Source organism: Acidobacteriota bacterium, assembly GCA_003696075.1.
Taxonomy (GTDB): domain Bacteria; phylum Acidobacteriota; class Polarisedimenticolia; order J045; family J045; genus J045.
Map to the genome: position 1 here is coordinate 1 of RFHH01000034.1, position 22,086 is coordinate 22,086.

The following is a 22,086-nucleotide window of genomic DNA, read 5'->3' on the forward strand; positions in this document are numbered from 1 at the left end:
CCCTTTCTAGTCCTCCGCCCTCCGGTGCCTCCGCACCGGGGCGCTCGCGGCGTGGCCCCGCGAGCCGGGCGGATCTCATATTGGCCTCGAGGAGGTCTTCTCATGTCCTCGGTCCGCAGCCTTGCCCTGGTCGCCGCGGCGGCCGCCATCGCCATCGGGTGCGCCGGTCCTTCCGCGCCGGGAGAAGCCGTCGTCTACGGCGGGCCGCCCTATCCGGGCCTGACGAAGGGTTGGCTCGAGCAGGCGCTGGCCGAGCATGCCGCCCACGGACATGCGGAGACCGAAGAGGCGGGAGAGGAGCACGGGGACGGCGAGGGACACCACCACCACGGCAATCCCGACGGTCCCTTCACGGCGGCACAGCTCAAGCACGTCGTCGAGCTGCACGTGGCCAGGGTGGCGCGGCGGGACGGAGGCGTGTTCGTGGTCCGCGATCCTGTCCGGGGGCGGGACCTCTTCCTGACCCTCAGGAGAGTGCTCGATCCCGTGTTCCGCCACGACCACCTGGGATACTTCCTCCGCGCCGAGTTCGACGACGCAGCCGCGCCGGACCGCCGCTACATCCTCGACTTCTGGCTCACGTACCCGAACTTCAAGCTCGAGGTGACCGGCCTGGCCATCCAGGCCGAAGAGACACGGAGCGACAGCGGCTGGGTCGTGGAGCCCCGCTACCGCCCCGCGGTCGAGGGGATGAAGCCGCTTCGCGACGCGGCGTCCTGACGGGGCGGGGCGTCCCCCGTCACCGGCCCCGCCGCGTGCGGGACTGCCCCTCGTTTTCGCACTCCGGATAGGAGGTCACCGGATTCAGGCGCGCGCGCTCCTGCGCCTCGAGAAACATCGCTTCCCGCTCCCGCCTCCGCTTCGCCTCCCGCGCCTTTCGCCGAGCTTCCGCCGCCATCCTGGCGCGAAACTCCTCGATCTTGTGGCGGATCTCGGCCGCCAGCTCGCCGGCGGCAGCCGCCGACGGCGAGTCCGGATCCACCAGCTCGAGCTCGGCGAGCGCCTTCCCGTAGACGGGGTGGTTGTAGTTGATCAGCTCCGGCGGTTTGCCGAGTTCGTACTCGGCGATCAGCCGCCGGGCCTCGAGATAGTGCGGATCCGGCGACCGGAGGCCGCCCCACACCAGTTGGCCGGCGACACCCGCGGCGAGGATCGCACCCACGACCGCGACCGTCCGGAGCGGCGAACCTCCCCGCTCCTTGCCCCGCTCTCCCCGCGGCTCCCTCCGGCGAGGCATCAGCGGACCTCCCGGTACGACACGACGTCCGGGGTTCCCTCGTCCGCGACGAGGAACTTCGTGCACCGCACGGCGGGATCGTACGTGAACCAGAAGTAGTCGCAGTTGTGCACCTTCCACGCCATCTCCGCTCCGATGAAGCGGATCAGCTCGTCGGAGCTCTGCGTGTGATGGGCGTGGATCTCGCCCCCGGAAAAGGCGAGTCCGTGGATGTACCAGAAGCCCTCGTGCGGCGAGAAGTTCGACTTGATCTCGATCTTGTTCCCGGTCGTCATCGGCGGGGTGTCGTTCGGCGTCCAGGTGTCGATCGTGCCGGTGGACGGCTCGGGATAGGCCACGAGCGCCGGGTAGCAGTAGGGCAGGGCGTTGATCTTGAACTGGTACCAGTCCGGCGTGGGCGGGTGGATCGCCGGGTCGTAGGCGGGTCCGTTGAACGACATCGATCCGGTGGCGTAGATGCCGCCCTCGATGTGGAAACCGTCGGCCTGGATCACCCCGGTGCTCGGGTCGTCCGGTTGAGTGGGATCGAGCGTGATGGTCAGGTTGTCACGAACGTAGATCCACTCCGGCTGCGACGGTGTCCCGATCTTCACCGTGGTCACCGTCTTCCCGGCGATCGTCTCGGTGACCTTCTTGGTGATGAAGTAGTTGATCGCCTCCGACATGGTGTTGAAGTAGGTCGGGTCGCCGAGATCCGCTTCCTCCTTCATCGCCTTGTAGTCGATCTTGGGCGGCGGGATGAACTTGATGACGTTCAGGTCCGGATCGGCGATCAGCGAGCCGTCCTTGCGAAAGATCGAGTAGACGAAGTTGTCGCCGTCGGCCACCGTGTAGCTGTCGATCGTCCCCAGCACCGTTCCCGATCCGCTGACCGTCCCCGGCGAACTGGCTCCGTTGTACCATTCGTACTTGTTCCCGAGTGCGTCGATCCGATCCCACGTGGGCGCCGTCGCCGGCAGGCTGTTCACAGCGGTCAGCGTCTTGACATTGCCCTCGACCGTCCCGTCGTTCACCAGCGCGTTGGCGAAGATGTCCTTCTTCACGACCGATCCCGTCGCCATGGTCACCGTCCCCGCGGCCACCACCGCGCCGTCGAGGGTGATGTCCTGGGGGATGTCCACCGTGCCGTTGGAGAAGATCGTCGACTCGATCTTGAAGGTCGGCCCCGCCAGGCCGCTGTGATTGTGCAGAACCGCCTGGTTGAACGCCGTGTAGCCGTACTTGAACGCCTCCGGGATGATCTGAAAGACGAGCTCCGTCGTCCGGGTCGCCTTGTTCATGACGCCGGTGGACTCGATGCGGTAAAGCTGCCCCCGGTCCATCACGGCCGAGATGTCGTAGATCTTGCCGCTGAACTCGGCCCCTTCGAGGGCCGCGCTCACGTCCGCGTCGTAGGAGTTGAAGGCCGTTCCCTGCGGCGTCGGCTGGATGAGCCCCTCCGTGAACAGGTAGTAGGCGTAGTTGAGCCCCGCCTTCGACGCGAACAGAGCCCGTTCGGCGTCGCGCTCGTTAGCAGCGATGCGATGATCGGCGTTGCTCATGACGATCATCGTCCCCGCGATCGCCGACGCGAAGAGCGCGAGCAGGATGACCACGATCAGGGCCGATCCGCCCCGCTCGCGGTGCGGTGAATCGTTGTGGGGGATGCTCATCGGTCCGCTCCTCACGGCGTCTTCAGCCGGAACGTCTGCTTCTCGGTCTGGCCGGTCGCGCACGCGCCTCCGCAGGTGTAGTAGACGGTCACGTCCATCGGGCGATGCTTGTTCTTCAGGCTCGCCGCGAAGTCCGTTGCGTCGAACACGAAGAACTCCTCCGGCGGTACGTCGAGGTAGGGCTCGCTGCACTTGCCCGTGGACACGAAGTCCCAGGGATTACCGTTCGGAAGATCTCTGCCGTTGTTGCACTTCTTGTCGAACAGCGTCACCGAATCGATCGCGATGCAGCTCGGCCCCGGACTGACGGTGCCGCCGGACATCTTCTTGACCTTGTACGCCGGGTCGAGGGACTGGCCGGGCGCGTCGTAGATCGCGATGGCGATACCCTCCACCGTGATCGGACATGACAGGCCGGCGGTCGCGTTCTGGACCGTCAGGCACATCCTCTTGCCTTTGTTGTCGGTCAGGCTCACCCAGTCCTGGATGAGGGTCACGCGGCAGCTTGCCGTCGGCCCTTCGAACTGGAACGCGAGATCCGGATCGATGGGTTCCACGGCGCCGGCGGTGCAGGCCGCGGGATCGCCGGCGGAGGAGGCGCTGACGAAGGTCTCCAGCGGGACGGACGGGGAGATCGCCGGCGAGCCGTTGTTCCCCACCGTCACGCGAGCGGAGCCCGCTGCGTCGGTGTCGACTGTCCCCGACGGTGTGAGGACCGACGCGGGGGGGTCGACGCCGGGCGGAAGCGTGCCGGCCCAGCGGTCTCGCTTCGAGAACGCCACCGGAGCGCCGGGGATGGGCGTCCCGTTGAGGCTCAGCGTCGCCACCGCCTTGGGCGCCAGCGAGTTCGGCGGAATCCGGCACGGGGCTATGGTGCTGCACCCCGCGGGATTCTCGGAGGCCAGCGTCATCCGGTAGAAGTTCACGTGCTTCACGGTGGAACCGCCGGCCGCGAGGCACGCATCGGTCGAAGGAACCGAAACCGTGAGGTCGGCGCGGGCGCCGGCCGACGTCGCGTCGGCAATGAGCCCGAGGCCGCCCGCGAGCTGCCCGTTTCCGTCCGTGGCGTAGGTCACCGGTCCCACCGATCCCGTGCCGGTCGTGTCGCCCACGGTGGCCCCATTGACCTCGAGCTGCGCGACGACGTCGGTGTAGTTCGGATTCGGCGGGAGGTAGTTCGGATCCAGGGAAAGGGTCAGGTCCACGTCCTGGTTCGGAAGCGGCCCGCTCTCACCGCGAACCGTCACGGTGAATCCGGTGCCGACCGGCGAGCCGCCCGGTCCGGAGACCGTCCCCAGGCAATCGTGCTCGAGCGACACGTCGATCGCGTACAGGTCGAGCTGCACGCTCGCCGAGTCCTCGTAGACGCGGTCAGCTTCGTCGACGCATGTCACGCTCGCGGTGACGATTTCGGCTCCCGGTTCGCCGGCCGCGGCGAAGCCGACGCTCGCCACACCGTCCGCTCCCGTCGCCGCCTGGGTCGCCGACAGCGTGCCCAGGGCCGGATCGGACAGCGAGAAGGTGACGCGCACCCCTTGCGCCAGGTCGCCGTTTCCGTCCCGGACCTCGAACTGCAGCGTTCGCTCCGTGGTACCGTAGACGGAGGTCGCATCCAGCGGGTTCCCGGCGCAAACGGAGGTGATCTCGAGGGGGCAGACCTGGGAGCCGACGCTCTCGGACCGGACCAGGGCCTGGCTCTGGAGGTTCACCACCTCGACCGAGCGGCGAAAGGGCGTCATCTGGTAGTCGAGGCCCTTGGCCCCGGCGCGCCCGGCCTGACCGGCCGCCTCGCGGCCCCCCTCCACCGTCTTCTGGGGCGCGATCGCGTCGTAGGAGATCGCCACGGTGCGAATCGCCCGCAGAAGCGTGGACGGAAGGATCTCGACCGGCTCCCCAGCCGCGTGACTCAGGACGGGATCGCTCATCAGTGCGATCTTGTGTGGCGTCGTGGAGGTGTTCACCGATTCGATGACGAACTTCTCCGCTGTCGAGCCGCTCCCGAGCCGGATGTGGTCCCCAGGTCCGAACTTGCTCGCGTCGGCCACCTCGAGGATGTAGGCGTCCGCCGCGCTCGGGTCGACCGCGGTGCTGAGCGTCGTGGAGTGGTACGCGCCGGCCGACGCCAGCGGATTCTTCGACCAGTCCGCCGAGCCGACGGGCATGTCCCGGTAGGCTTCCTTCTCCGCCTCCGAAAGCACGCCGTCGAAGTTGTCATCTCCCCACAGATACAGGACCGGCGCCCGCGACGACGACGGCGGGCAGGTGTCGATCGCGTCGTTCACGCACTCGGAATCCTCGAGCACGCCGTCGTCGTTCAGATCCTCGGTCAGCCAGTAGGTGAACAGCGGTTCCGGTGTGGTGCCGTCCCCGAACGTGACGCCTGCGACGTTGGTGATCAGGTACGGCGCAATCGGCTCGAGCGCACCGCCGTAGTCCGTGCCGTTCCAGCCGTACACGCGCCGGAACAGGGCGAAATCGAGCGGGTTCGGCGTTTCCGCGGCGGGGTTGTAGCTGCCGTCGGCCGCCTCGGTTCTGTCGCGGAGATCGATCGTGCCGTCACCGTTGGCGTCGATGGTGTACACGTATGTCTCGGCGCCCGTCGAAGACGACGCCGACCCTTCGCCGGTGTAGGTGGAACCATCCGGGAAGGCAATCGTCACCGACGGACCGGCGATCCCGACCGCGTCATCGATATCGGCGTTGAACGCCAGCACGTGGGCGCCCGCATACACCACCGCCTTCTGCCAGGTGGCAGCGTTGTACGGATCCGATCTGACGATGCCGTAGCCGATCTGCTGGGCGCGCCGCGTCAGCTCGTCGATAGCCACGCGGCCGGCCTGGCGCATCGACAGACCGTGGCTCTCGGTCTTGGCGGTCTTGCTGTACTGGGTGAAGAACACGAAGGCCGCGCCGATCACCACCGCGAACAGGCCGATCGCCAGCAGCACCTCGACGTAGCTGAAGCCCGCGCTCCCCCGCGGGCTCCTCGTCTTCCCGTTGGATCCCGTCGATCGGCAGGTACGGCTCATTGTCGTTGCTCCAGACCGGGGTGGAGAAAGACGACCATCCGGTGCGTCTTGAGACCCTGGTGGACGTTCTTCCAACTCACGTCGACGATCACCTGCAGCATTCCGGCCGCCGGCACGTCGTAGTTGAGCGTCACCACCGACTTGTACCGGTCGTATCCGGGAATCTGCCCGAAATCGGCCGTGAACGTCTTCGGCGGTCCGGCGGAGACCGTCTCGTAGGGCAGCGCGTAGTTGGCGAAGTTCGCGGGACCCTGGTAAGGCACGGCCATGAGCCGCTCGATCCGCTCGGCCGCCAGGCTGGTGGCGATCGTCCGCTCTGCCGCCAGCTTGTTCTCCCTGGTCGCGTAGATCGTCAGCGAGGCGGTGCCCAGAGCGACGAACGACAGCAGGAGAATGGCACCCAGCACTTCCACCAGGGTCATTCCCCGCTCCGAACGGCCCGTGCCTGTCGTTCTCCGGCCGGTGGCGGGCATCGTCACAGCTCCTTCCAGGCGCCGTCGACATACTCGAACGCGCGCACGCTGCCGGTGGCCCCCCGGATGCCGACCGCCGAGACGTTGTCGAAGCGATCGCTGAACACGATCACCCCGTTCCCGACGACAGAGGGCGAGTCCTCCGCCGACTCGATCAACCCCGTCGGGGTCGTCATCAACCCCTTGAGGTCGCTGCCCCATCGCGCGGTCGGATCGGGCTGCGGAAGAGACCACGCGTCGGTGAGAATCGACCCGTCGAGAGGGCTCGGAAGCTCGGCCGGATCGACAGGAAGCTCGATCTTCACGCCCGCCGGGAGTTCCGCGGCCGTCACCTGCTTGTCGCCGTCGTCGAACGATCCGGGAACGCTTCCCGAGTCCTCGTGGATGCGGATCGTACCTCCATTCTGATCGATGACGACGAAGTGATTCACCCCGCGGTAGATCGACATCATGCGGGCTTCGTAGATGAAGCTCCTCGTCAGGCGCGAAGCGGCGGTCATGTGGCTCCGCTGCCTGATGGTCTGCCAGCCGAACAGCGAGATCGTGGTCATCAGCGCGATGAGCGCGACGACCATCACGACTTCGGCGAGGGTGTATCCGCGCTCCGCCCGGCGTCCTGCGGGGCCGTCGATGCGGCTGCCCTGGCGGGCCTTCGGCATGAGCACCTCCCGACGCTGGCCCGGATCGCTCGTGGACCCGGCGGATCGACGCGGCGCCCGGCGTCTTCGCCCCGTCGGGGCGAATGTCGGTTCCGCAGCGCCGGTTTCCAAGCTCGCGCGTTGTCCTCCCTGTGTCCCGCTCGTCACGCCTCTCGGGCTCCGGCGGCGCCGGGACGCAGTCCACCGCTCACGCAGAAAGCAATCGGAGTGCCAAACACCCTCACGAGCCGAGCCGCCGTAGGAAGAGGCCGCGCGTTCGTGTGCGGAGGAGTCCGCTCCGTACCGCGGAGACTCGCGAGCACGGCTCGGACGTAGAAGCCGCCGGCACCGCCGGGGCCCTGCGGGGAACGGTCATCCTGTCCGGTGCTGACCGGCTTCGGGCCGCTTTGTCCGGAAGCGACGGGAGCCTTCGCGGCTCTGCGGCGCCGCGGGCGCTGGAGGTGGAGCACGAACGACACGGCACGGTCCGGCCCGGACGCCGTTCCATCCCGGCACAGGCGGTCACCCTGCCGTAACCGCTTTCCCGAGGTCGCGATCGGGGTCCCGGCTGCCGCCATCGGCCGTTTCCGGCGACCGGCGGGCTGCCGGCCGGGACCGACCGGGGCTCCGGGTGGACCGGCTGCGGGCCCGGGACAAACTTCGTATAGGTGAGCCGTCCCCGCCGGGGCGGCCCGGAAGCCCGCCCGAGGCCCCGTGATGGACCTTCTCCAGCGGATCCTGTTCGCCGCGGCCGTGCTTTTCGCGGCGGTTTTCCTCACCCGCTGGGTGCCCCGTCACCCGAGATGGCGGCTCGTCGTCATCCTTCTCAATGTCGCCATCAGCCTCCGCTACCTCTGGTGGCGCGCGACGGAGACGATCAACTGGAGCGGGGGCGCCGGAACCGTTCTCAGCACGACGATCTTCGCCGCGGAGATCTACGGCTTCTTGATCGTCCTGCACCATTACCTCATCGCGACGCGGAGGCTCGATCGGCGGAGCGAGCCGCCGGACGACCGGTTCATGCCGAGCGTCGACGTCTTCATCGCGACCTACGACGAGGAGCCGGACATCCTCTACCGGACGATCGTGGGGTGCCTCGATCTGGACTACCCGCGCAAGAGCGTGTACGTGCTCGACGACGGAAACAGGCCTGAGGTGGAGGAACTCTGCCGGCGTCTCGGCGCCGGCTACATCGCGAGAGAGAAGAACGTCGGTGCGAAGGCCGGAAATCTCAACCACGCCCTCAGCCAGACGGCAGGCGAGCTCATCGCCACTTTCGACGCCGATCACGTGCCGGTGCGCACGTTTCTCCGGGAGACCGTCGGTTTCTTCCGGGATCCGAAGGTGGCGCAGGTCCAGACCCCGCACCATTTCTACAACCCCGATCTGTTCCAGGATCGCCTCAGGATCCGCGAGTACATCGCCAACGAACAGGACATGTTCTACCACGTCGTGCAGCCCGGCCGCGACGTTTACAACTCTAGCTTCTACTGCGGTTCCAGCGCCGTCCTGCGGCGATCGGCCCTGGAAGAGATCGGGGGCTTCCCGACCTCGACCGTCACCGAGGACATCCACACCACACTGCTGCTGCATTCGAAGGGGTACCGGTCGGTCTTCCTGGACAAGGACCTCGCCGCCGGCCTTGCCCCCGAGTCCTATCCCGCCTACCTGACGCAGCGGAAGCGCTGGGCGCGCGGCACCTTCCAGGTGATGCTCACGCAGAAGGGTCTGCTCGCGCCGCGGCTCACGCTGATGCAGCGGATCAACTACCTGGCGACCCTCTGGTACTGGCTGTACGGCTTCCCGAGGGTCGTCTATCTCCTCGCCCCCGTGTTCTTCCTGCTGGCCGGAGTCCGCCCGCTCGTGGTGCGGAACCTGGGAGACCTGCTCTCCTACTACCTGCCGCACCTGGCGATCTCCGTGGCCGGCTTCCAGCTCGTCAACCGCGGCATGCGGCGCATCTTCTGGTCGGACGTGTACGAGTCCTGCATCTCCGTCCAGGTGGCTCTGGCCGCGATCTCGTTCCCCTTCACCTTCCGGCGCCGGGTCCGCTTCGAGGTCACCCCCAAGGGGCGCGCAGCCGATCGCCCGGAGGTGCGCCGCGTGGGGATTCCGCTCGCGCTGATGTCGGCAGCCGTGGCCGTCGCGTTCGTCACCGGCATCGTCCGCCTGATCCTCGGCGGTCGCGATGAAGGGGGGCTTCTCATCAACACGACCTGGGCGGGCTACAATCTGATCGTGCTCGCCATGGGACTGCTCCTGCTGCGCCACCGCATCCAGGAGAGGTCCGCGATCCGCGTCGCGCGCCGCATTCCGCTCGAGCTGCGCTGGGACGGCGGAGGACTCGAAGCCGTCACGAGGGACGTCTCCGAGACGGGGCTCTCGTTCGTTCTCGACGAGGTTCGGCCGCTGCCGCACTCTGCGGAGGTCACGTTGACGGCCAGCGACGGGCGGTCTGTCACGCTCGGCGCGAGGCTCGTCCGCTGCGATATCGGTCCCGACGGCCGGCTCTCGGTCGGAGTCGAGTTCGTCGATCGGACCGAGGAGCAGCACCGCCGGCTGGTGCAGGTCCTGTTCGGCGACCCGGATGCCTGGTCCGGCCCGCATGCCCCGGTGTTCGGCGCTCCCGAGCACCTGCTCCGCTTCGTCCGGTCGATGGTGGCCGTCTTCTCGCCCCGCCGCGCGCTCAGGCGTCTGGCGCCCAGACTTCGCGGCGAGCTGCCGGCGCGCGTCGAGATCCCCGGCGGGGCCCTCTACGACGCCACGACCGTGGACCTCAGCCTCGAGGGCGCGGCGCTGCGGCTCTCGGAGCGCGGCGACGGTGTCTCCGACAGGTTCCGGTTGACGATCCTGTGGAACGCCGTCGAGCGGACCACCGTCGACGCGGAGGTGCGGAGCCGGCGGCGCGGCGGGAGCGGCGAAGCGGTGCTGGGCGTCCGGTTCGTCGATCTCGCTCCCGAGCAGCGTGCCGACCTCGTCAAACACCTGTTCGGGGCTGCTCCCGAGGCGGTGCCGTGGGCGGCTGTCTCATGAGCGCACTGCTGGCGGCGGCGCTGCTTCTCGCGCCGGCCGCGGCGCCGGCCGGCGCGGCAGGGGAGCCGTCGCTCGAGCGCGCCCGCCGGCTGACCTGGGACCGCGAGACGCGCGAACTCGGCATCGCGATGCTGCGGGAGCTCGCTCGCCTCCGTCCCGGCGACGTGGATGTCGGGCTCGAACTCGGACGCGTGTTGACCTGGAGCGAGGCGACGCGGCAGGAGGGCGTGGCGATCCTGCGCCGGCTCGCGGAGGAGGCGCCCGCGCGCTTCGACGTGGCCGAAGCGCTCGCCGAGGTCCTGTCGTGGTCCGCGGAGACTCGGCCGGAGGCGGTTCGGATCCTCAGGGAGGTCGTCGCGCGCGCCCCGGACCGTCGGAGCGCCTGGCTGCTTCTCGCGGAGATCCTGTCGTGGGGTCCGGCGACGCGGGAGGAAGCGGCGGACGTCTATCGCCGCCTGATCCGCCGCGATCCGGACGACGCGCGCGCTCGGGCCGGCCTGGCGCGGCTGTTGTCCTGGGAGGGCGACTTCGGCCAGTCTCTCGACGCCTACCGGGAGGCGCTGGCGCGCGATCCGGCCGAGGCGGAGGCGCGCGTCGGTCTCGCGGAGGTGCTGGGCTGGACGGGACGCCCGCGCGCCGCCCTGGCGGCCCTCGACGAACTCGGAGACGAACAGGCCGACTCTCCCCGTGCCCGCCGGGCGCGCGCGGAGCTTCTGGAGGCGCTCGGCCGCCCGGCCGCGGCGCTCCACGCCTACGAGACGCTGCTCGCGATCGATCCCTCGGACGCCGGGGCCAGGCGGGCGGCGGAACGCCTGCGGTGGCTCCTCGCCCCCCACCTGGGCTTGACCCTTTCCGGCAGCACGGAATCGGGCGATCCCGACACGAGCCGCCTCCGGTTCGCCGAGGCTCCCCTCTCCCTCCGTTGGCACCCCGGCGGATCCGATTCGGAGCTGACGCTGCTCGCGGGCCGCGGATTCTTCGCGAACCGGCGCGGGAGCACGCGGCGGACCGAGGTCGGCGTCGCATGGCGATCGCCGATCGGCCGCCGGCTTCGCGTCGATGGGCGCCTGCTGCACCTCGACCATGACGCCACGGGGGGGCGGGACTGGTCGGGGCGCATCGGGCTGCGAGTTTGGCCGGGTGACCGGGTCGCCCTCGACGCCTTCGCGAGGCGGGAGCCGGAACTCAGCTCGCGGATGACCGCCGCGGGGGAGGTGATCGGGGGGATCGGCTACGGCCCCGTCTTCCTCCGCGAGGCGGGGGGAGGCGCCGCCTTCCGCTTCGGCCGCCGCTGGGATGCGGTGGTGCGGTTTGCCCGCGGCACGATCGCCGGGGCGAACGTCCGGGACAACGGGCGCCGCACCGCCTACGCCGGTCTCGGCGTCAGCTTCCGGCTCGCCGGAGGCCGATGGCGCCTCGGATACAGCTACTTCGCGATGAGCCACGACCGAGACCTCGGCGGCTTCCCCCCCGCCGACCTCCAGGGCGACGGCCTGGGGGCAAGAGGTGCCGGCGGGTACTTCTCTCCGCTGTCCTTCCGCAATCAGATGCTCAGGGCCGACGTGTCCTGGGCCGCCCCGGGCCGCTGGCGCGTCGAGCTGGCGGCGGCAGCGGGGCGCCAGCGCGTGCGGGACGTGGCGGCCCCTGCAGGCGCCGGCGACACCTCGTCCGAGGTTCGGCTGGCCTACCGGCGCCGGATCGGACGCCGCCTCGAGCTGTTGCTGAGCGGCGAGCGCCTCGACGTCGCGGCCGCCTTCGACCGGACCCGGGTGACGCTCGCTCTCGATTGGGCCCTGCTCCGCCCTCAGCCGCCGAGAAGCCGAGGCAGCAGGTAGAAGACGGCCCCGAACACGAGCCGGAAGTGCTGCGTGAAGTCGAGCGCGATCACGAACAGCAGCGGGTACAGCAGCGCCGGCCGCCGGTCGAAGGCCGCGGCCACCATGTCGAAGGGCCGCGGGTTGCGGGCCGCCGCTGACATCAGGGCCGCAGAGGAGACGGCGCCCAGGCACCCGCCGACCACGGCGTCGCTCGCGTAGTGCAGTCCGGTGGCGACCCTCGCCACGCACAGGAAGACCGCCGCCGAAAGTCCCCAGACTCCCCAGCGCCGGGACCAGGCGAACAGCGCCACGGCGAGCGCCACGAACAAGGCGGCGTGATCGGAGGGGAAGGCGCCGAACCCCGCCATCCCCGACACGAGTTCGCGCCAGCGCGCGGGATCGATCGGGATCCGCAACGCCTCCCGCTCGAGAGGTCGCTCCAGATCGCTGGCGAAGGCGACGACCCGCGTGGCGACGAAAGCGAGCGCGACCGCTGTCGCCGCCGCCACGCACCGGCGCCGCGACAGCCGGACTCCCGGCGGCTGGGCCTGAGCCGCGGCGGCGAGCGGCACCGATCCTCCGCGCCGGCCCTCCGCGTCGGTCCACCACAGGCCGAGCAACAGCGCCACACAGCCGGCGAGGGGTACCGGCCCGCAGAGGAACAGCAGGAGCTCGAACGCAGGGCGTGACGACCCCGCGAGGGCGTTCAACCAGAGAGTGAGCTGCCGGTCCAGTGGGAACATCCGAGCGATCCGCTGTCAACATCGACGCTCCGGCGAGTCTGGTCAAGCGGGGTGCGCTCCCACGGGAGGGAGGCCCGTGCGGAGGGTGGTTGAAGCGCGAATTCGGGCCGGACTAAGCTGCCGGCGCGCGAAGGGGCGCGACGGGCGACGGCCCGGCGGAGAGGCCCGGCATGGGCGCCACGACGGGCAAGGCGCGGGAGTCCTCGCGGAAGCCCCGGCGCTTGCCGCTCGAAGGACGGCACGTCTGCCTGTGCGGGCGGTTCGCCTCGATGTCCCGCGGGCAGTTCGCCGCGTTGGTGCGGCGGATGGGCGGGCGCGTGGGGCGCCTCACCGAGGGCACCGACCTGCTGGTGGTCGGAAGGGACCGGTTGCCGCTGCGGGAGGACGGGCGGCTCGCCGGCCTGCTCGAGCGGGCTCGCGAGTTCCAGGATCGCGGTTTCCCGCTCGAGGTCATCGGCGAGCAGCGGCTTCTCGAGCGCCTCGGCCTCGCCGGCCGCGAGGAGACGGGCCCCCAGCGGCTGTACACGACGGCCCAGCTGAGCCGCATCCTCGGCGTTCCAGGTGCGCGGATCAGGGGATGGGTGCGGCGCGGGATCATCCGGCCGGTCCGGACGGTTCACCGGTTGCACCTCTTCGACTTCCGCCAGGTGGCCGAGGCGCAAATGCTGCGCCGGCTCCTGGACGCGGGCGTCGCACTCTCCCGCATCAGGCGCACGCTCGAGCTCCTTCGCCGCTGGGTCCCCGAGACCGAGGTCACGCTCACCCGCCTCGCCCGACTCGAGGCCGATCGCCGCCTCGCGGTGAGGCTCGGCGACGGCGGCCTGGCCGAGCCCTCCGGCCAGTTGCGGCTCCCGTTCGGTCCGTCCGCTCCCCGAACGGCGGTGGGACCGGAGGAGTGGCTCGAGCGCGCGGCCGGCCTCGAGGAGGCGGAGTGCTACGCCGAAGCGGTGCGGGCCTACGAGCGGGCGCTCCTCGCGGGCGCGGCGGACGCCGAGACCTACTTCCGCCTCGGAAACCTGCTGTTCGCGCTCGAGCGGTACGACGAAGCACGGCGCCGCTTCGTCGACGCTCTCGAAAGGGATCCTCACTACGTCGAGGCATGGAACAACCTCGCCAGCGTCCTGGGCGAGCTCGGGCTCTGGGAACGCGCAGTCCATGCCGCTCGCCGCGCGGTCGATCTCGCCCCCGGTTTCGCCGACGCGCACTACAATCTTGCGCTCGCGCTGGCGGCCACGGGGCGGCTCGAGGATGCGCGGCATCACGCCCGCATCTACCTCGCACACGATGCGACCAGCGAGTGGGCCGCGGCACTGCGCGATCTGGTGGGGCCGGAGCGAACGTGAACCCGGCCGGCGCGTACGGAGGATGGCGATGGCGTGGATCCGGACGATCGGGGAAAGTGAAGCCTGCGGGCGGCTCGCGGCGATCTACCGGGCGGCGGCTCGGCGGGCCGGGAAGGTCTCGGGCATCGTGCGGGTGATGTCGCTCGACCCCGGCGTGGCGCATGCGTCGATGCGCCTGTACGAAGAGACGACGGTGAGGTCCGACTCGCCCCTGCCGCGCTGGTTCCGCGAGCTGATCGCAGTGACCGTGTCGCGACTGAACGCGTGTCACTACTGAACGCGCTCGCACACAGAGGACCTCCGGGCCGAGGCTCCCCCCGAAAAGCTGGATGCGCTTCTCTCCGACGACCCCACGCCGGCGTTGACCCCGGCGCAGGCGGCTCTGCTCGCCTATGCGAAGAAGCTCACCCTCGCCCCCGCGAAGTGCCGGCGGGAGGACGTGGAAGCCCTTCGCGCCGCGGGAGCGAGCGACGAGGAGATCCACAGCGCGGTGCAGGTGGCCGCCTACTTCAACTACATCAATCGAATCGCGGACGGGCTGGGCGTCGAACCCGAGCCGGAGTGGAGTTCCGACTGAACCGCGTCAGCGCGCGTAGGCCATGCGGCACTCCACCGACACGATCTCCGCGGGGTCGGTGGAGATGGACACGGGCCAGCGGACCTTCCAGCCGGGCTCCATCGGTCCGAGCTGGTTGGCCGAGAGGACGACCTTGGCCACGCCGCGCTGGTAGCCGTCGGCGTCGAGCGCCCGGCACCAGATCACGACCTCCTGGAGGGTGCGCTCTGTCCCGTTCTCGTAGGTGATCTCGCAGCGAACGCGGCGGAACTTCTCGTCTTTTTCGAAGTCCGCGCACCCGCCCAGCACGCCGGCGGCATCACCCACGAGCGCGGGAGGGCGGCCGCTGGCCGGCACCCGGGCCGCAGGCCCCACCGGAGCGCCGACGCATCCGCAGCCGAGCGCGATCGACACCGCCGCGAACCAGTATCTCGCCATCACCTCTTCTCCTCCTCCGGTCACGCCGGACGCTGTGGCGCAGCTTCGTTCCGGCGATATCGCCGGCGCCCTTCCCGGGCTACGCCGGTGTCGCACGGAGGCGACACCGAGGGCCGCCGGACGGCAATCGCTCGGCTCCAAGCCCCTGAAACGGCGGGGGATGATCCGGTGGCATGTCTTGTGCAAAGCACTCGAGCGAAGGAGCGCACCACCATGAGAATCCGCGCCGCCGTCCTGACCAGCATCGCTGCAGTCCTCGCCGCCCCCGCGGCGTTCGCCGGGCATGCCGACCGGGTGGCGTGGCGGACCCGGTCCCTCGCCTACCGGCTCGACAGCGCGACCGCCGTGCTGCTGCACGACGCCGAGCGCTATGCGCGCCACGGCGCGATCGCCGACGAAATCGTGCTCGAGCGGCTCTGGGAATTCAAGCGTGCCACGCGGGAGTTCCGGCTCGAGGCTCGGCGAGCCGCCCGCATCGATCGCCTCCGCCACGAGTTCCTCGAGCTCCTCCCGGCGTACGAACGGGCGGGCTACGCGCTGTTCCGGTTCAACCGCTCCGGCCATGTCGCCCGCCGTTTCGACCGCGTGAGACACCTGGTCGCCGAGCTCGAATCGACGCTGCAGGTGCGATACGCCGCGAGGAGATTCGGCCGGACGGGCTCGTGCGAGATCGCCGGGGCGCGTTCCGGGTGGCGCCTCCGCCCATGGCCGTTCCCGCCGTGGGCCTGGTGACGCCCCGCGCGGACGACGAGATCCTCCTCCCCACCCTCCAGACCCCCGCACAACCGGGGCGGGCGTCGCGGTCGAGCGCGGCGCCCGCCCCAACTTTTTCCGGACCGGTGCCGGTGGCGATCAGTACAAGAACGGAAACAGCCGGAACCTCCCCCGCGCGTACTCCTCGTAGGCGGCACCGAAAGCGTCGGCGAGCGCCCGTTCCTCGACACGGATGCGGTAGAGCGTGGCGGCCGAAACGGGGACCAGCAGCACCAGCAGCGACGCCCAGCTCCGCAAGGCCAGCCCCACCGAGGTAAAGGCCAGGAGCAGTCCGGTGTAGGAGGGATGGCGCACGGCCCGGTAGGGGCCGCGGGCGACGATGCGGTGCCCCCGGCGGATCGCGACGTTCATCGTGAACAGCCTTCCCAGGGTGAGGATCGCCCACACACGGATCCCGACCCCGGAGAGCAGAAGAAGGACGGCGGCGCCGAGCAGGTCGGCGGGGGGCGCTCCGATCGGCAGGATCCGGCGCGCGCCGAGAGCGACGGCAGCGACCGTGGAGATCACGTTGGTGACGAAGAGGATCGCCATCGAACCGCGATCGCGCCCCCGCGACTCCTCCGCGGCCGCGCGGCGAAACAGAGCGAGCAAGGCCTCGCCGGCCCACCAGGCGGCGAGCAGCGCAACGTACAGGCGTGCCATCGTCGGGTTTCTCCACCCGCATCATAGGGGAACGGAAGAACGGCGGGTGGCCCGCGGGGGCGCGGTGAGATGAGCCCCGCTCGGCAGCCGCCGCTGTCGTGTATCTCGGTGGATTCGCTGCCGGCCGGCTGCCGGTGGGTCCCTCGCGCCAGGGTCAACGGAAGGCCGCCGCTTTCGAGGCCGTCCCGAGCCGAGGTCTCGTCTCAGGGGCAGCCGCCCGACGATGGCCTCCTCTCGTGTCCGGAGGACGTCTGCCCCAGACTGCAGACCGGGGTTCCACCGCAGAACCGGTACAGGTAGAAGAACGCCGAGCCGGCTCCCGGCGTATCGGGATCGGAGTCGATCGTGAACGAATAGTTGGAAAGATAGTCCGGCAGGCAGACGGTGGGGCCGAGGTCCCCGTCCCCACCCTCGCCGAGCCGGTTCACGTCGCCGCGCTCGGCGTCGTCGAGGATCGTCGACGGATCGGCCTCCGACCAGGCGTTCTCATGAGGCTTGCCCTCGTCGATCACCCGAACGCCTTCCGTGCCTGCGAAATCGCACCCGTCGACGAGGAGCCCTTCGATCCGGAACGGAACGTCCTCACCCAATGGGGCGGCGTCCTGGACCACCTGCCTCGGATAGTGAACGACCATCACCCCGTCGCGAATCTCCCGCGATTCGTCCGGAATGGGGTCCCCATCGCCGACGGTCAGGGCGATCGGGAACCGCGGGTCGATGTCGGAGGGCCGGTAGTCGGGGCCGAGGTCGACCCGCACGTCGAGGTGCGTGCCCAGGGACTCCTTGTTCAGCGTCCGAGTCGTCACGAAGGGGTGACGCACCGGGACCGGATCGCACGGGCAGGAGCCGAGCAGCATGGACGGCGCCGGGTTCGGCGCTTCGTAAGGAACGATCTGGGCGGCGCACCGGGCGCCCTCGCCGTAGGCGCGATGTCTCTCCCAGTCGCCGCTGCGGCCGCCGAAGCTGCGGGAAAGATCGCGCGTGCGCACGTTGTTTCGATCGAGCGACCAATACCCTTGATCCGCCACGCTCGCGATCAGATCGCAGGCGAGTGCCGATCTTCCCACGCCGCGGCGGATCTCGTAGGTCACGAACGAGCCGGTGGCGAACGTTCCACCGTCCGGTTCGAAGACCTGCCCGTAGCGAGTCTCGGGAAGTCCCGGGGCGAGAGCGGGCCCGGTGGTCACCGCGCAGGTCGGCCCGGCGGGATCGCCGTTCTCCATGCGCTGGACGTAGTACGTCGTCTCCGGCGATAGATGCGCAAGCTCCACGTAGTGCGTTCCGGAGATCAGCGAGCACGGGGGTCCACCGTCCCGCACATCGCAAGCCGTGCGGTCGAGGAGCGCCGGATCGGTCCCGTAGCGCACGTGTCCCTCGACGGGGGGGTCGGTCGTCCAGGCGACGACGAACCCGCTGTCCGTCACGTTGCAGACGATCGCGCCGCAGGGTTCACCGGCCGCCGCCGGCTGCGCGGCGAGAACCGCCGCCAGCCACAACAGGGGCAAGCACCGCCGAATCGTGCGGCCGGCCCTCCGGCAGATCTCACCGAGGCTCGAGATAGGCGAGGATCGCATCGATCCTCCTGTGCACGCGCAGCTTCTTGAGAGTGCTGTTCACGTGGTTGCGCACGGTACGGGGGCTGATGAACAGTTGATCGGCGATCTGCTCCGTCGACCGGCCGAGCGCGAGCAGTCCGAGGATCTCGCGCTCCCTCCGCGACAGCACCGAGAGAGGCCGAGCGGCGCCGCCAGGGTCGCCGCCCTTGTCCTCGGAGGCGAGTTTCATGCGCGGCCAGCGCCGCCCGATGCCGTCGCTCCCGACCCGGACAGGCGAGACCGGCAGCAGCAGGTGCAGCAGCTCGATCCTCGAGCCGTTGGCGGGAGCTGCTGCCACGCTGATCAGGTCCGCCGCCACCGCCGGCGCGTCGGCCGCCGGGATCAGCACGCGCCGCCGCGTGCGGAGCCGGCCCCGTTCCAGCTCGTCCCAGATCGGGCAATCGGGCCGGCACAGCGGTGCCCCGGTCGGCTCGGTGAGCCGCGCCACCTGCCAGCAGGGCGTCCCTGCGGCTCCCGATCGGCTGCAGCCGAGAAGTTCAGCGGCTCGCTGATTCAGATCGCGGACACACTTGTCCCCCCCGATGGCGAACGCGGCTTCGCCGGAGGGGTGAAGCAGGTCGAAGCGGATGCCCATAGCTTGTCACGGCGCCTTTCTCCGGTCCGTCGTGCACAAGCTCGGCGCCACTACTAGCAGGATCGGTGGGCGGGCGCAAGACCCCCGCCTCCGGGGAGCGGCCGGGCCCCCTCAGCGCTGGCCGCAGAAGCGGAAGCGGTTCAGGAAGGCGACCAGGGCCTCCTCGTCCGCCGGCGTGCCCTCGAGGCCGTCCTTGCCGGACGCTTCGGATTCCGAGGCGTACCACATCGCGACACGGCGCCGGTGATCCTGCGGGCACTGCACCAGGCAAACGGCGGTAACGCCGCTGGCTCGATGTCCTTGGGTGGAGATACTGCCGCGCTCGGCGACGTAGAGAATCTCGGCACCACCGGCCCGGATGACTCCCCGGCGGATGATCTCCTGGACGTCGATGTGCACCCCGCCGCGCCGGAGCGCCTCGGGGTCGTCGGTGCGACCCTCGAAGAAGTCGCGCAGATCTTCTTCGTTGCCGCCCATGTGGATCAGATCCAAGTAGATCAGGCCGCGATCTCCCAGTTCCGGTCGGGACTCGTCACCGGCTTCGCCGGTGGAAATGATCGCCATCCTCGCGAAGAAGGGAATCTCGAGCGCTGCCACCGCCCGGTAACCCTCGGGCAGGCGTTCCGCACCGAGAATCTCGAGCGCCTTCGCCGTTCTGGCGTCCGGGTTCACCTGGGTGCGCTCCACCTGCCGGGCGAAGCGAACGGTCAGGACGATGCACCCCCCGACGCAAGTCGCCCCGAGGAGCAGGACGGACAGGCATCCGATCATGACGTAGAAAAGCGCCGACCTTCCTTCCGGCATCGATCCGACACCCCCGCCGGCCGCGGCGGCCGCGCCCGAAGACCCGGCGCGCCCCGGCCGATCGATCCGTTCCCGACCGGCCTTCGCGGCACCTCGAGGCTAACACGGCTTAGCCGTCCTCCGGGGCCATGAGGCATGGGAGCACCGGCCGGAGGCTGGGCACCGGTACCCCGGACCCGGATGCCGGGACCTTCGGAGCGAGCGCGCGGATTCCGCGCGCCTTCCGGGGATCGCAGAAGTGCGCGGCCGGCGCCGCGCTTCTTTCCCGAGGAGCGCTCCGGCCGCCGCGGGGGATCGCGCGCCCGCGAACGCCCGCCTCGCCGATCCGGTCGGATGGGTGGCCGAGAGCCCCGGGACGAGCGAAATCAGGCCCTCGGACCCGTACCGTCCCGGTCCGTGCCCTTCTCGGCTCGCTCCAGGGAGAGCGGCACCCCGAACCGCCGGGCGAACCGGACCGCTGTTTCCCGCAACGGATGGGGCAGGCGCGCGAGACTCTCCCGCTGGATCGGAGCCGGCACGCCCCCATGGAAGGCCTCCGCCAGTGCGCCGGCGATGGCGGCGACGGTGTCGGTGTCTCCTCCGAGCGAGACCGCCTTGCGAACGGCGTCCTCGAAGTCGCGGGCGTCGAGAAAGCAGATGGCCGCCGCCGGGACGGCCTCGCGGCAGATCGGCCGGATGGCTCCCCGGGCCCGGACCTCCTCGAGGCTGGCCGAAAGGTCGTAGCCGAACCGCTGCTCGAGGAACGCGCGCACCTCCGCCTTGTTGTGTCCGGTGCGGGCGAGAAACAGAGCCCCGGCCGTCGCCTGAGCGCCGCGGATCCCCTCCGGATGATCGTGAGTCGGCGCCGCGGAACGGCCGGCCTCGTCGATCACCTCGTCGAGGTCGCAGCCGGCCCAGCCCACCGGCGCCACCCGCATCGCCGACCCGTCGCCGAAGCTTCCATAGGGGCGGGGATCCTCCGCGGAGAGCCACGACAGGAAGGCCGAGCCGTAGCCGGCGTGCGGATACCGCCGCCCCCACAGCCGCAGCGCCTCTCCGTAGTCCCGCCCCTCCAGGATCGCCCACGCCACCGCCACCGCGAGCACCGTGTCGTCGGTGAAGCGGGCTTCCGGCGGGAAGAGGGGAAACCCTCGCGCCGGCGCGTGCCCGCCCTCGTAGGGAGATCCGATGATGTCTCCTGCGATGACTCCGAGCATTGACCCCGAATCCCGCGCGGCCGGCAACCGGCCGCCTGAGCGCCGATCCATTCAACCACGAGCGAGCACGAGAGCCGCACGCTGGATCGCCTCGGACCGCTCTCCGGCCCGTACGCTCCGGCCGGAACGCGGGGCTTCGCCGCAAAACGTCCCGCCAGCGAAGGCGCCGGTGCCGCCGGTTCGGGAAGCCGGGGCGACGATCCCGGTCCGCGCCGCCACCCGGGAAAAGGAACGAGTTCCACCGGCGAAGTCGACCCGGTGGCCCCCACGACGAGTGCCGACCGCGGGCGCGGCTCCGCAATCGCGGGGAACCGGGTTAGGATCGGACCGGCCGCAACGCCGGACGGAGGGCCGACGATGGATGCGGAGCGAATGCGGTTGGAAACGATCCTCGTTCACGGAGACGACCCGGAACCGCGTGTGGAAGGTGCCGCGGTCATGCCCATCTTCCAGTCGACCGTTTTCGAGCATCGCGGCGCCACAAGTTACGAGGAAATCGCGTATCCTCGCCTGAACAACACGCCGAATCATCTTGCCTTGCAGCGGAAGCTCTCCCTGATCGAGGGAACCGAGGATGCCCTCGTCACCGCGAGCGGAATGGCCGCGATCAGCGCCACCCTGATCGAGCTGGCGGCGCCCGGAGGCCGCGTGCTCGCCCAGCGGACGCTCTACGGGGGAACGTACACGTTCCTCATGCGCGAGTTTCCGTCGCTCGGCCTGGGGTGCGATCTGTTCGATCCGGTCCACCCCGAGGAATGGGACCGTGCACTCAAGCCGTCCACACGGGTGGTCTACAGCGAGGCGATGACCAACCCCCTCCTCGAAGTGGCCGAGCACGAGGCGATCGTCGATTTCGCTCGGCGCCACGGCCTCGTTTCGGTGATCGACGCCACCTTCGCCCCTCCCGGCAATTTCCGCGCCACCGAAGTAGGCTACGACGTCGTGATTCACAGCGGCACGAAGTACCTCGCCGGCCATGACGATCTGGTCTGCGGCGTTGTGGCGGGTCCCCGCGAGATCGTCGCGAGAATCCGCCGGCGGCTCGCCCATCTCGGCGGCTGTCTCGATCCGCTCGGGTGCTTCCTTCTCGACCGCGGTCTCAAGACGCTCGCCCTGCGGGTCCGACAGAAGAACGCGAACGCCTCGACACTGGCCGAGTTCCTCGACGATCACCCCGGGGTCGGCACCGTGCACTATCCGGGTTTGGTCTCCTCGCCGCACCACGAGCGGGCGCGGCGGTATTTCCGCGGCTTCGGCGGAGTCCTCTCCTTCGACCTCGGTACCGCCGAGCGTGCGCGCCGCGTCATCGCCCGAACCCGGATCCCGGTGAAGGGTCCGAGCCTCGGCGGACTGGCCACGCTCATCACCCGCCCGGCGGAAACCTCCCATCTCGGACTCACCCCCGCCGAACGCACCGCCATGGGAATCGGCGACGGGCTGGTCCGGGTTTCGGTCGGGATCGAGGCGGCGGACGACCTCGTCGGCGACTTCCGCCAGGCCCTCGCCGGCGCCTGACCGCCT

At 69.9% G+C, this 22,086-nt stretch carries 20 protein-coding genes; 8 read left to right on the plus strand and 12 right to left on the minus strand.

Going from position 1 to position 22,086, the window contains the following annotated elements:
• Window positions 1-102 precede the first annotated feature (102 nt).
• Window positions 103-720 carry a hypothetical protein gene (locus tag D6718_02075; GenBank protein RMG48255.1) on the plus strand — a complete coding sequence of 206 codons (618 nt, stop codon included), beginning with the start codon at window positions 103-105 and terminating at the stop codon, window positions 718-720.
• 19 nt (window positions 721-739) lie between these two features.
• Here D6718_02075 and D6718_02080 read toward each other — a convergent pair whose 3' ends face one another.
• From D6718_02080 to D6718_02100, 5 genes are read right to left on the minus strand one after another with little or no spacing between them, the layout of a single operon-like run.
• Window positions 740-1,237, minus strand: coding sequence for a hypothetical protein (locus D6718_02080; protein ID RMG48256.1), 498 nt, complete (start codon window positions 1,235-1,237; stop codon window positions 740-742).
• The gene (locus D6718_02085) at window positions 1,237-2,889 is read right to left on the minus strand and encodes a hypothetical protein (protein ID RMG48257.1); all 1,653 of its coding nucleotides are present in this window, start codon (window positions 2,887-2,889) and stop codon (window positions 1,237-1,239) included. The genes D6718_02080 and D6718_02085 overlap by 1 nt, the downstream gene beginning before the upstream one ends.
• A gap of 11 nt (window positions 2,890-2,900) precedes the next feature.
• Window positions 2,901-5,918: a hypothetical protein gene (locus D6718_02090; GenBank protein RMG48258.1), complete on the minus strand. Its 3,018-nt coding sequence runs from the start codon at window positions 5,916-5,918 to the stop codon at window positions 2,901-2,903.
• Window positions 5,915-6,592, minus strand: a complete 678-nt coding sequence (locus tag D6718_02095; GenBank protein RMG48259.1) for a hypothetical protein — start codon at window positions 6,590-6,592, stop codon at window positions 5,915-5,917. The genes D6718_02090 and D6718_02095 overlap by 4 nt, the downstream gene beginning before the upstream one ends.
• Complete coding sequence (locus tag D6718_02100) at window positions 6,394-7,050, minus strand: prepilin-type N-terminal cleavage/methylation domain-containing protein (protein RMG48260.1); 657 nt, start codon at window positions 7,048-7,050, stop codon at window positions 6,394-6,396. The genes D6718_02095 and D6718_02100 overlap by 199 nt, the downstream gene beginning before the upstream one ends.
• A gap of 696 nt (window positions 7,051-7,746) precedes the next feature.
• Here D6718_02100 and D6718_02105 point away from each other — a divergent pair.
• Window positions 7,747-10,062: a glycosyltransferase gene (locus D6718_02105; GenBank protein ID RMG48261.1), complete on the plus strand. Its 2,316-nt coding sequence runs from the start codon at window positions 7,747-7,749 to the stop codon at window positions 10,060-10,062.
• Window positions 10,059-11,897 carry a hypothetical protein gene (locus D6718_02110; protein ID RMG48262.1) on the plus strand — a complete coding sequence of 613 codons (1,839 nt, stop codon included), beginning with the start codon at window positions 10,059-10,061 and terminating at the stop codon, window positions 11,895-11,897. The genes D6718_02105 and D6718_02110 overlap by 4 nt, the downstream gene beginning before the upstream one ends.
• On the opposite strand, the gene D6718_02115 is transcribed toward D6718_02110, so the two are convergent.
• A complete protein-coding gene (locus D6718_02115) occupies window positions 11,867-12,622 on the minus strand; it encodes a phosphatase PAP2 family protein (protein RMG48263.1) in 756 nt (251 codons plus the stop codon). The genes D6718_02110 and D6718_02115 overlap by 31 nt on opposite strands.
• 170 nt (window positions 12,623-12,792) lie before the next feature.
• Between D6718_02115 and D6718_02120 the strand changes: the two genes are divergently transcribed.
• From D6718_02120 to D6718_02130, 3 genes are all read left to right on the plus strand, one after another.
• Window positions 12,793-13,965, plus strand: coding sequence for a tetratricopeptide repeat protein (locus D6718_02120; protein RMG48264.1), 1,173 nt, complete (start codon window positions 12,793-12,795; stop codon window positions 13,963-13,965).
• Between the two features lie 28 nt (window positions 13,966-13,993).
• On the plus strand, window positions 13,994-14,242 hold the full coding sequence (locus D6718_02125; GenBank protein RMG48265.1) for a peroxidase: 249 nt from the start codon (window positions 13,994-13,996) through the stop codon (window positions 14,240-14,242).
• Between the two features lie 84 nt (window positions 14,243-14,326).
• A complete protein-coding gene (locus D6718_02130) occupies window positions 14,327-14,542 on the plus strand; it encodes a hypothetical protein (GenBank protein ID RMG48266.1) in 216 nt (71 codons plus the stop codon).
• Between the two features lie 6 nt (window positions 14,543-14,548).
• Here D6718_02130 and D6718_02135 read toward each other — a convergent pair whose 3' ends face one another.
• A complete protein-coding gene (locus tag D6718_02135; GenBank protein RMG48267.1) occupies window positions 14,549-14,959 on the minus strand; it encodes a hypothetical protein in 411 nt (136 codons plus the stop codon).
• 213 nt (window positions 14,960-15,172) lie between these two features.
• Here D6718_02135 and D6718_02140 point away from each other — a divergent pair, with 213 nt between their 5' ends.
• Window positions 15,173-15,691 carry a hypothetical protein gene (locus D6718_02140; GenBank protein RMG48268.1) on the plus strand — a complete coding sequence of 173 codons (519 nt, stop codon included), beginning with the start codon at window positions 15,173-15,175 and terminating at the stop codon, window positions 15,689-15,691.
• Window positions 15,692-15,811: 120 nt separating this feature from the next.
• Here D6718_02140 and D6718_02145 read toward each other — a convergent pair whose 3' ends face one another.
• The 5 genes from D6718_02145 to D6718_02165 form a co-directional block, all read right to left on the minus strand.
• Window positions 15,812-16,375: an isoprenylcysteine carboxylmethyltransferase family protein gene (locus tag D6718_02145; GenBank protein RMG48269.1), complete on the minus strand. Its 564-nt coding sequence runs from the start codon at window positions 16,373-16,375 to the stop codon at window positions 15,812-15,814.
• Between the two features lie 203 nt (window positions 16,376-16,578).
• On the minus strand, window positions 16,579-17,949 hold the full coding sequence (locus D6718_02150; protein ID RMG48270.1) for a hypothetical protein: 1,371 nt from the start codon (window positions 17,947-17,949) through the stop codon (window positions 16,579-16,581).
• Window positions 17,918-18,565 (minus strand): LuxR family transcriptional regulator, encoded by a 648-nt coding sequence (locus tag D6718_02155; protein ID RMG48271.1) that lies wholly within the window; start codon window positions 18,563-18,565, stop codon window positions 17,918-17,920. The genes D6718_02150 and D6718_02155 overlap by 32 nt, the downstream gene beginning before the upstream one ends.
• A 111-nt stretch (window positions 18,566-18,676) precedes the next feature.
• A complete protein-coding gene (locus D6718_02160) occupies window positions 18,677-19,369 on the minus strand; it encodes a hypothetical protein (GenBank protein RMG48272.1) in 693 nt (230 codons plus the stop codon).
• A gap of 365 nt (window positions 19,370-19,734) precedes the next feature.
• Window positions 19,735-20,565, minus strand: a complete 831-nt coding sequence (locus D6718_02165) for an ADP-ribosylglycohydrolase family protein (protein RMG48273.1) — start codon at window positions 20,563-20,565, stop codon at window positions 19,735-19,737.
• Window positions 20,566-20,922: 357 nt separating this feature from the next.
• On the opposite strand from D6718_02165, the gene D6718_02170 reads away from it, so the two are divergent.
• On the plus strand, window positions 20,923-22,080 hold the full coding sequence (locus D6718_02170) for an aminotransferase class I/II-fold pyridoxal phosphate-dependent enzyme (protein RMG48274.1): 1,158 nt from the start codon (window positions 20,923-20,925) through the stop codon (window positions 22,078-22,080).
• Window positions 22,081-22,086: the final 6 nt, after the last annotated feature.

Bases quoted from the DNA above. Each gene is read 5' to 3' on its own strand.
- D6718_02085 (RMG48257.1), bottom strand. From the start codon at position 2,889: ATGAGCATCCCCCACAACGATTCACCGCACCGCGAGCGGGGCGGATCG.
- D6718_02095 (RMG48259.1), bottom strand. From the start codon at position 6,592: ATGGGGCAGCGACCTCAAGGGGTTGATGACGACCCCGACGGGGTTGAT.
- D6718_02080 (RMG48256.1), bottom strand. From the start codon at position 1,237: ATGCCTCGCCGGAGGGAGCCGCGGGGAGAGCGGGGCAAGGAGCGGGGA.
- D6718_02120 (RMG48264.1), top strand. From the start codon at position 12,793: ATGGGCGCCACGACGGGCAAGGCGCGGGAGTCCTCGCGGAAGCCCCGG.
- D6718_02150 (RMG48270.1), bottom strand. From the start codon at position 17,949: ATGCGATCCTCGCCTATCTCGAGCCTCGGTGAGATCTGCCGGAGGGCC.
- D6718_02135 (RMG48267.1), bottom strand. From the start codon at position 14,959: ATGGCGAGATACTGGTTCGCGGCGGTGTCGATCGCGCTCGGCTGCGGA.
- D6718_02090 (RMG48258.1), bottom strand. From the start codon at position 5,918: ATGAGCCGTACCTGCCGATCGACGGGATCCAACGGGAAGACGAGGAGC.
- D6718_02160 (RMG48272.1), bottom strand. From the start codon at position 19,369: ATGCCGGAAGGAAGGTCGGCGCTTTTCTACGTCATGATCGGATGCCTG.
- D6718_02105 (RMG48261.1), top strand. From the start codon at position 7,747: ATGGACCTTCTCCAGCGGATCCTGTTCGCCGCGGCCGTGCTTTTCGCG.
- D6718_02145 (RMG48269.1), bottom strand. From the start codon at position 16,375: ATGGCACGCCTGTACGTTGCGCTGCTCGCCGCCTGGTGGGCCGGCGAG.
- D6718_02110 (RMG48262.1), top strand. From the start codon at position 10,059: ATGAGCGCACTGCTGGCGGCGGCGCTGCTTCTCGCGCCGGCCGCGGCG.
- D6718_02170 (RMG48274.1), top strand. From the start codon at position 20,923: ATGGATGCGGAGCGAATGCGGTTGGAAACGATCCTCGTTCACGGAGAC.
- D6718_02115 (RMG48263.1), bottom strand. From the start codon at position 12,622: ATGTTCCCACTGGACCGGCAGCTCACTCTCTGGTTGAACGCCCTCGCG.
- D6718_02125 (RMG48265.1), top strand. From the start codon at position 13,994: ATGGCGTGGATCCGGACGATCGGGGAAAGTGAAGCCTGCGGGCGGCTC.
- D6718_02165 (RMG48273.1), bottom strand. From the start codon at position 20,565: ATGCTCGGAGTCATCGCAGGAGACATCATCGGATCTCCCTACGAGGGC.
- D6718_02075 (RMG48255.1), top strand. From the start codon at position 103: ATGTCCTCGGTCCGCAGCCTTGCCCTGGTCGCCGCGGCGGCCGCCATC.
- D6718_02100 (RMG48260.1), bottom strand. From the start codon at position 7,050: ATGCCGAAGGCCCGCCAGGGCAGCCGCATCGACGGCCCCGCAGGACGC.
- D6718_02140 (RMG48268.1), top strand. From the start codon at position 15,173: ATGAGAATCCGCGCCGCCGTCCTGACCAGCATCGCTGCAGTCCTCGCC.
- D6718_02155 (RMG48271.1), bottom strand. From the start codon at position 18,565: ATGGGCATCCGCTTCGACCTGCTTCACCCCTCCGGCGAAGCCGCGTTC.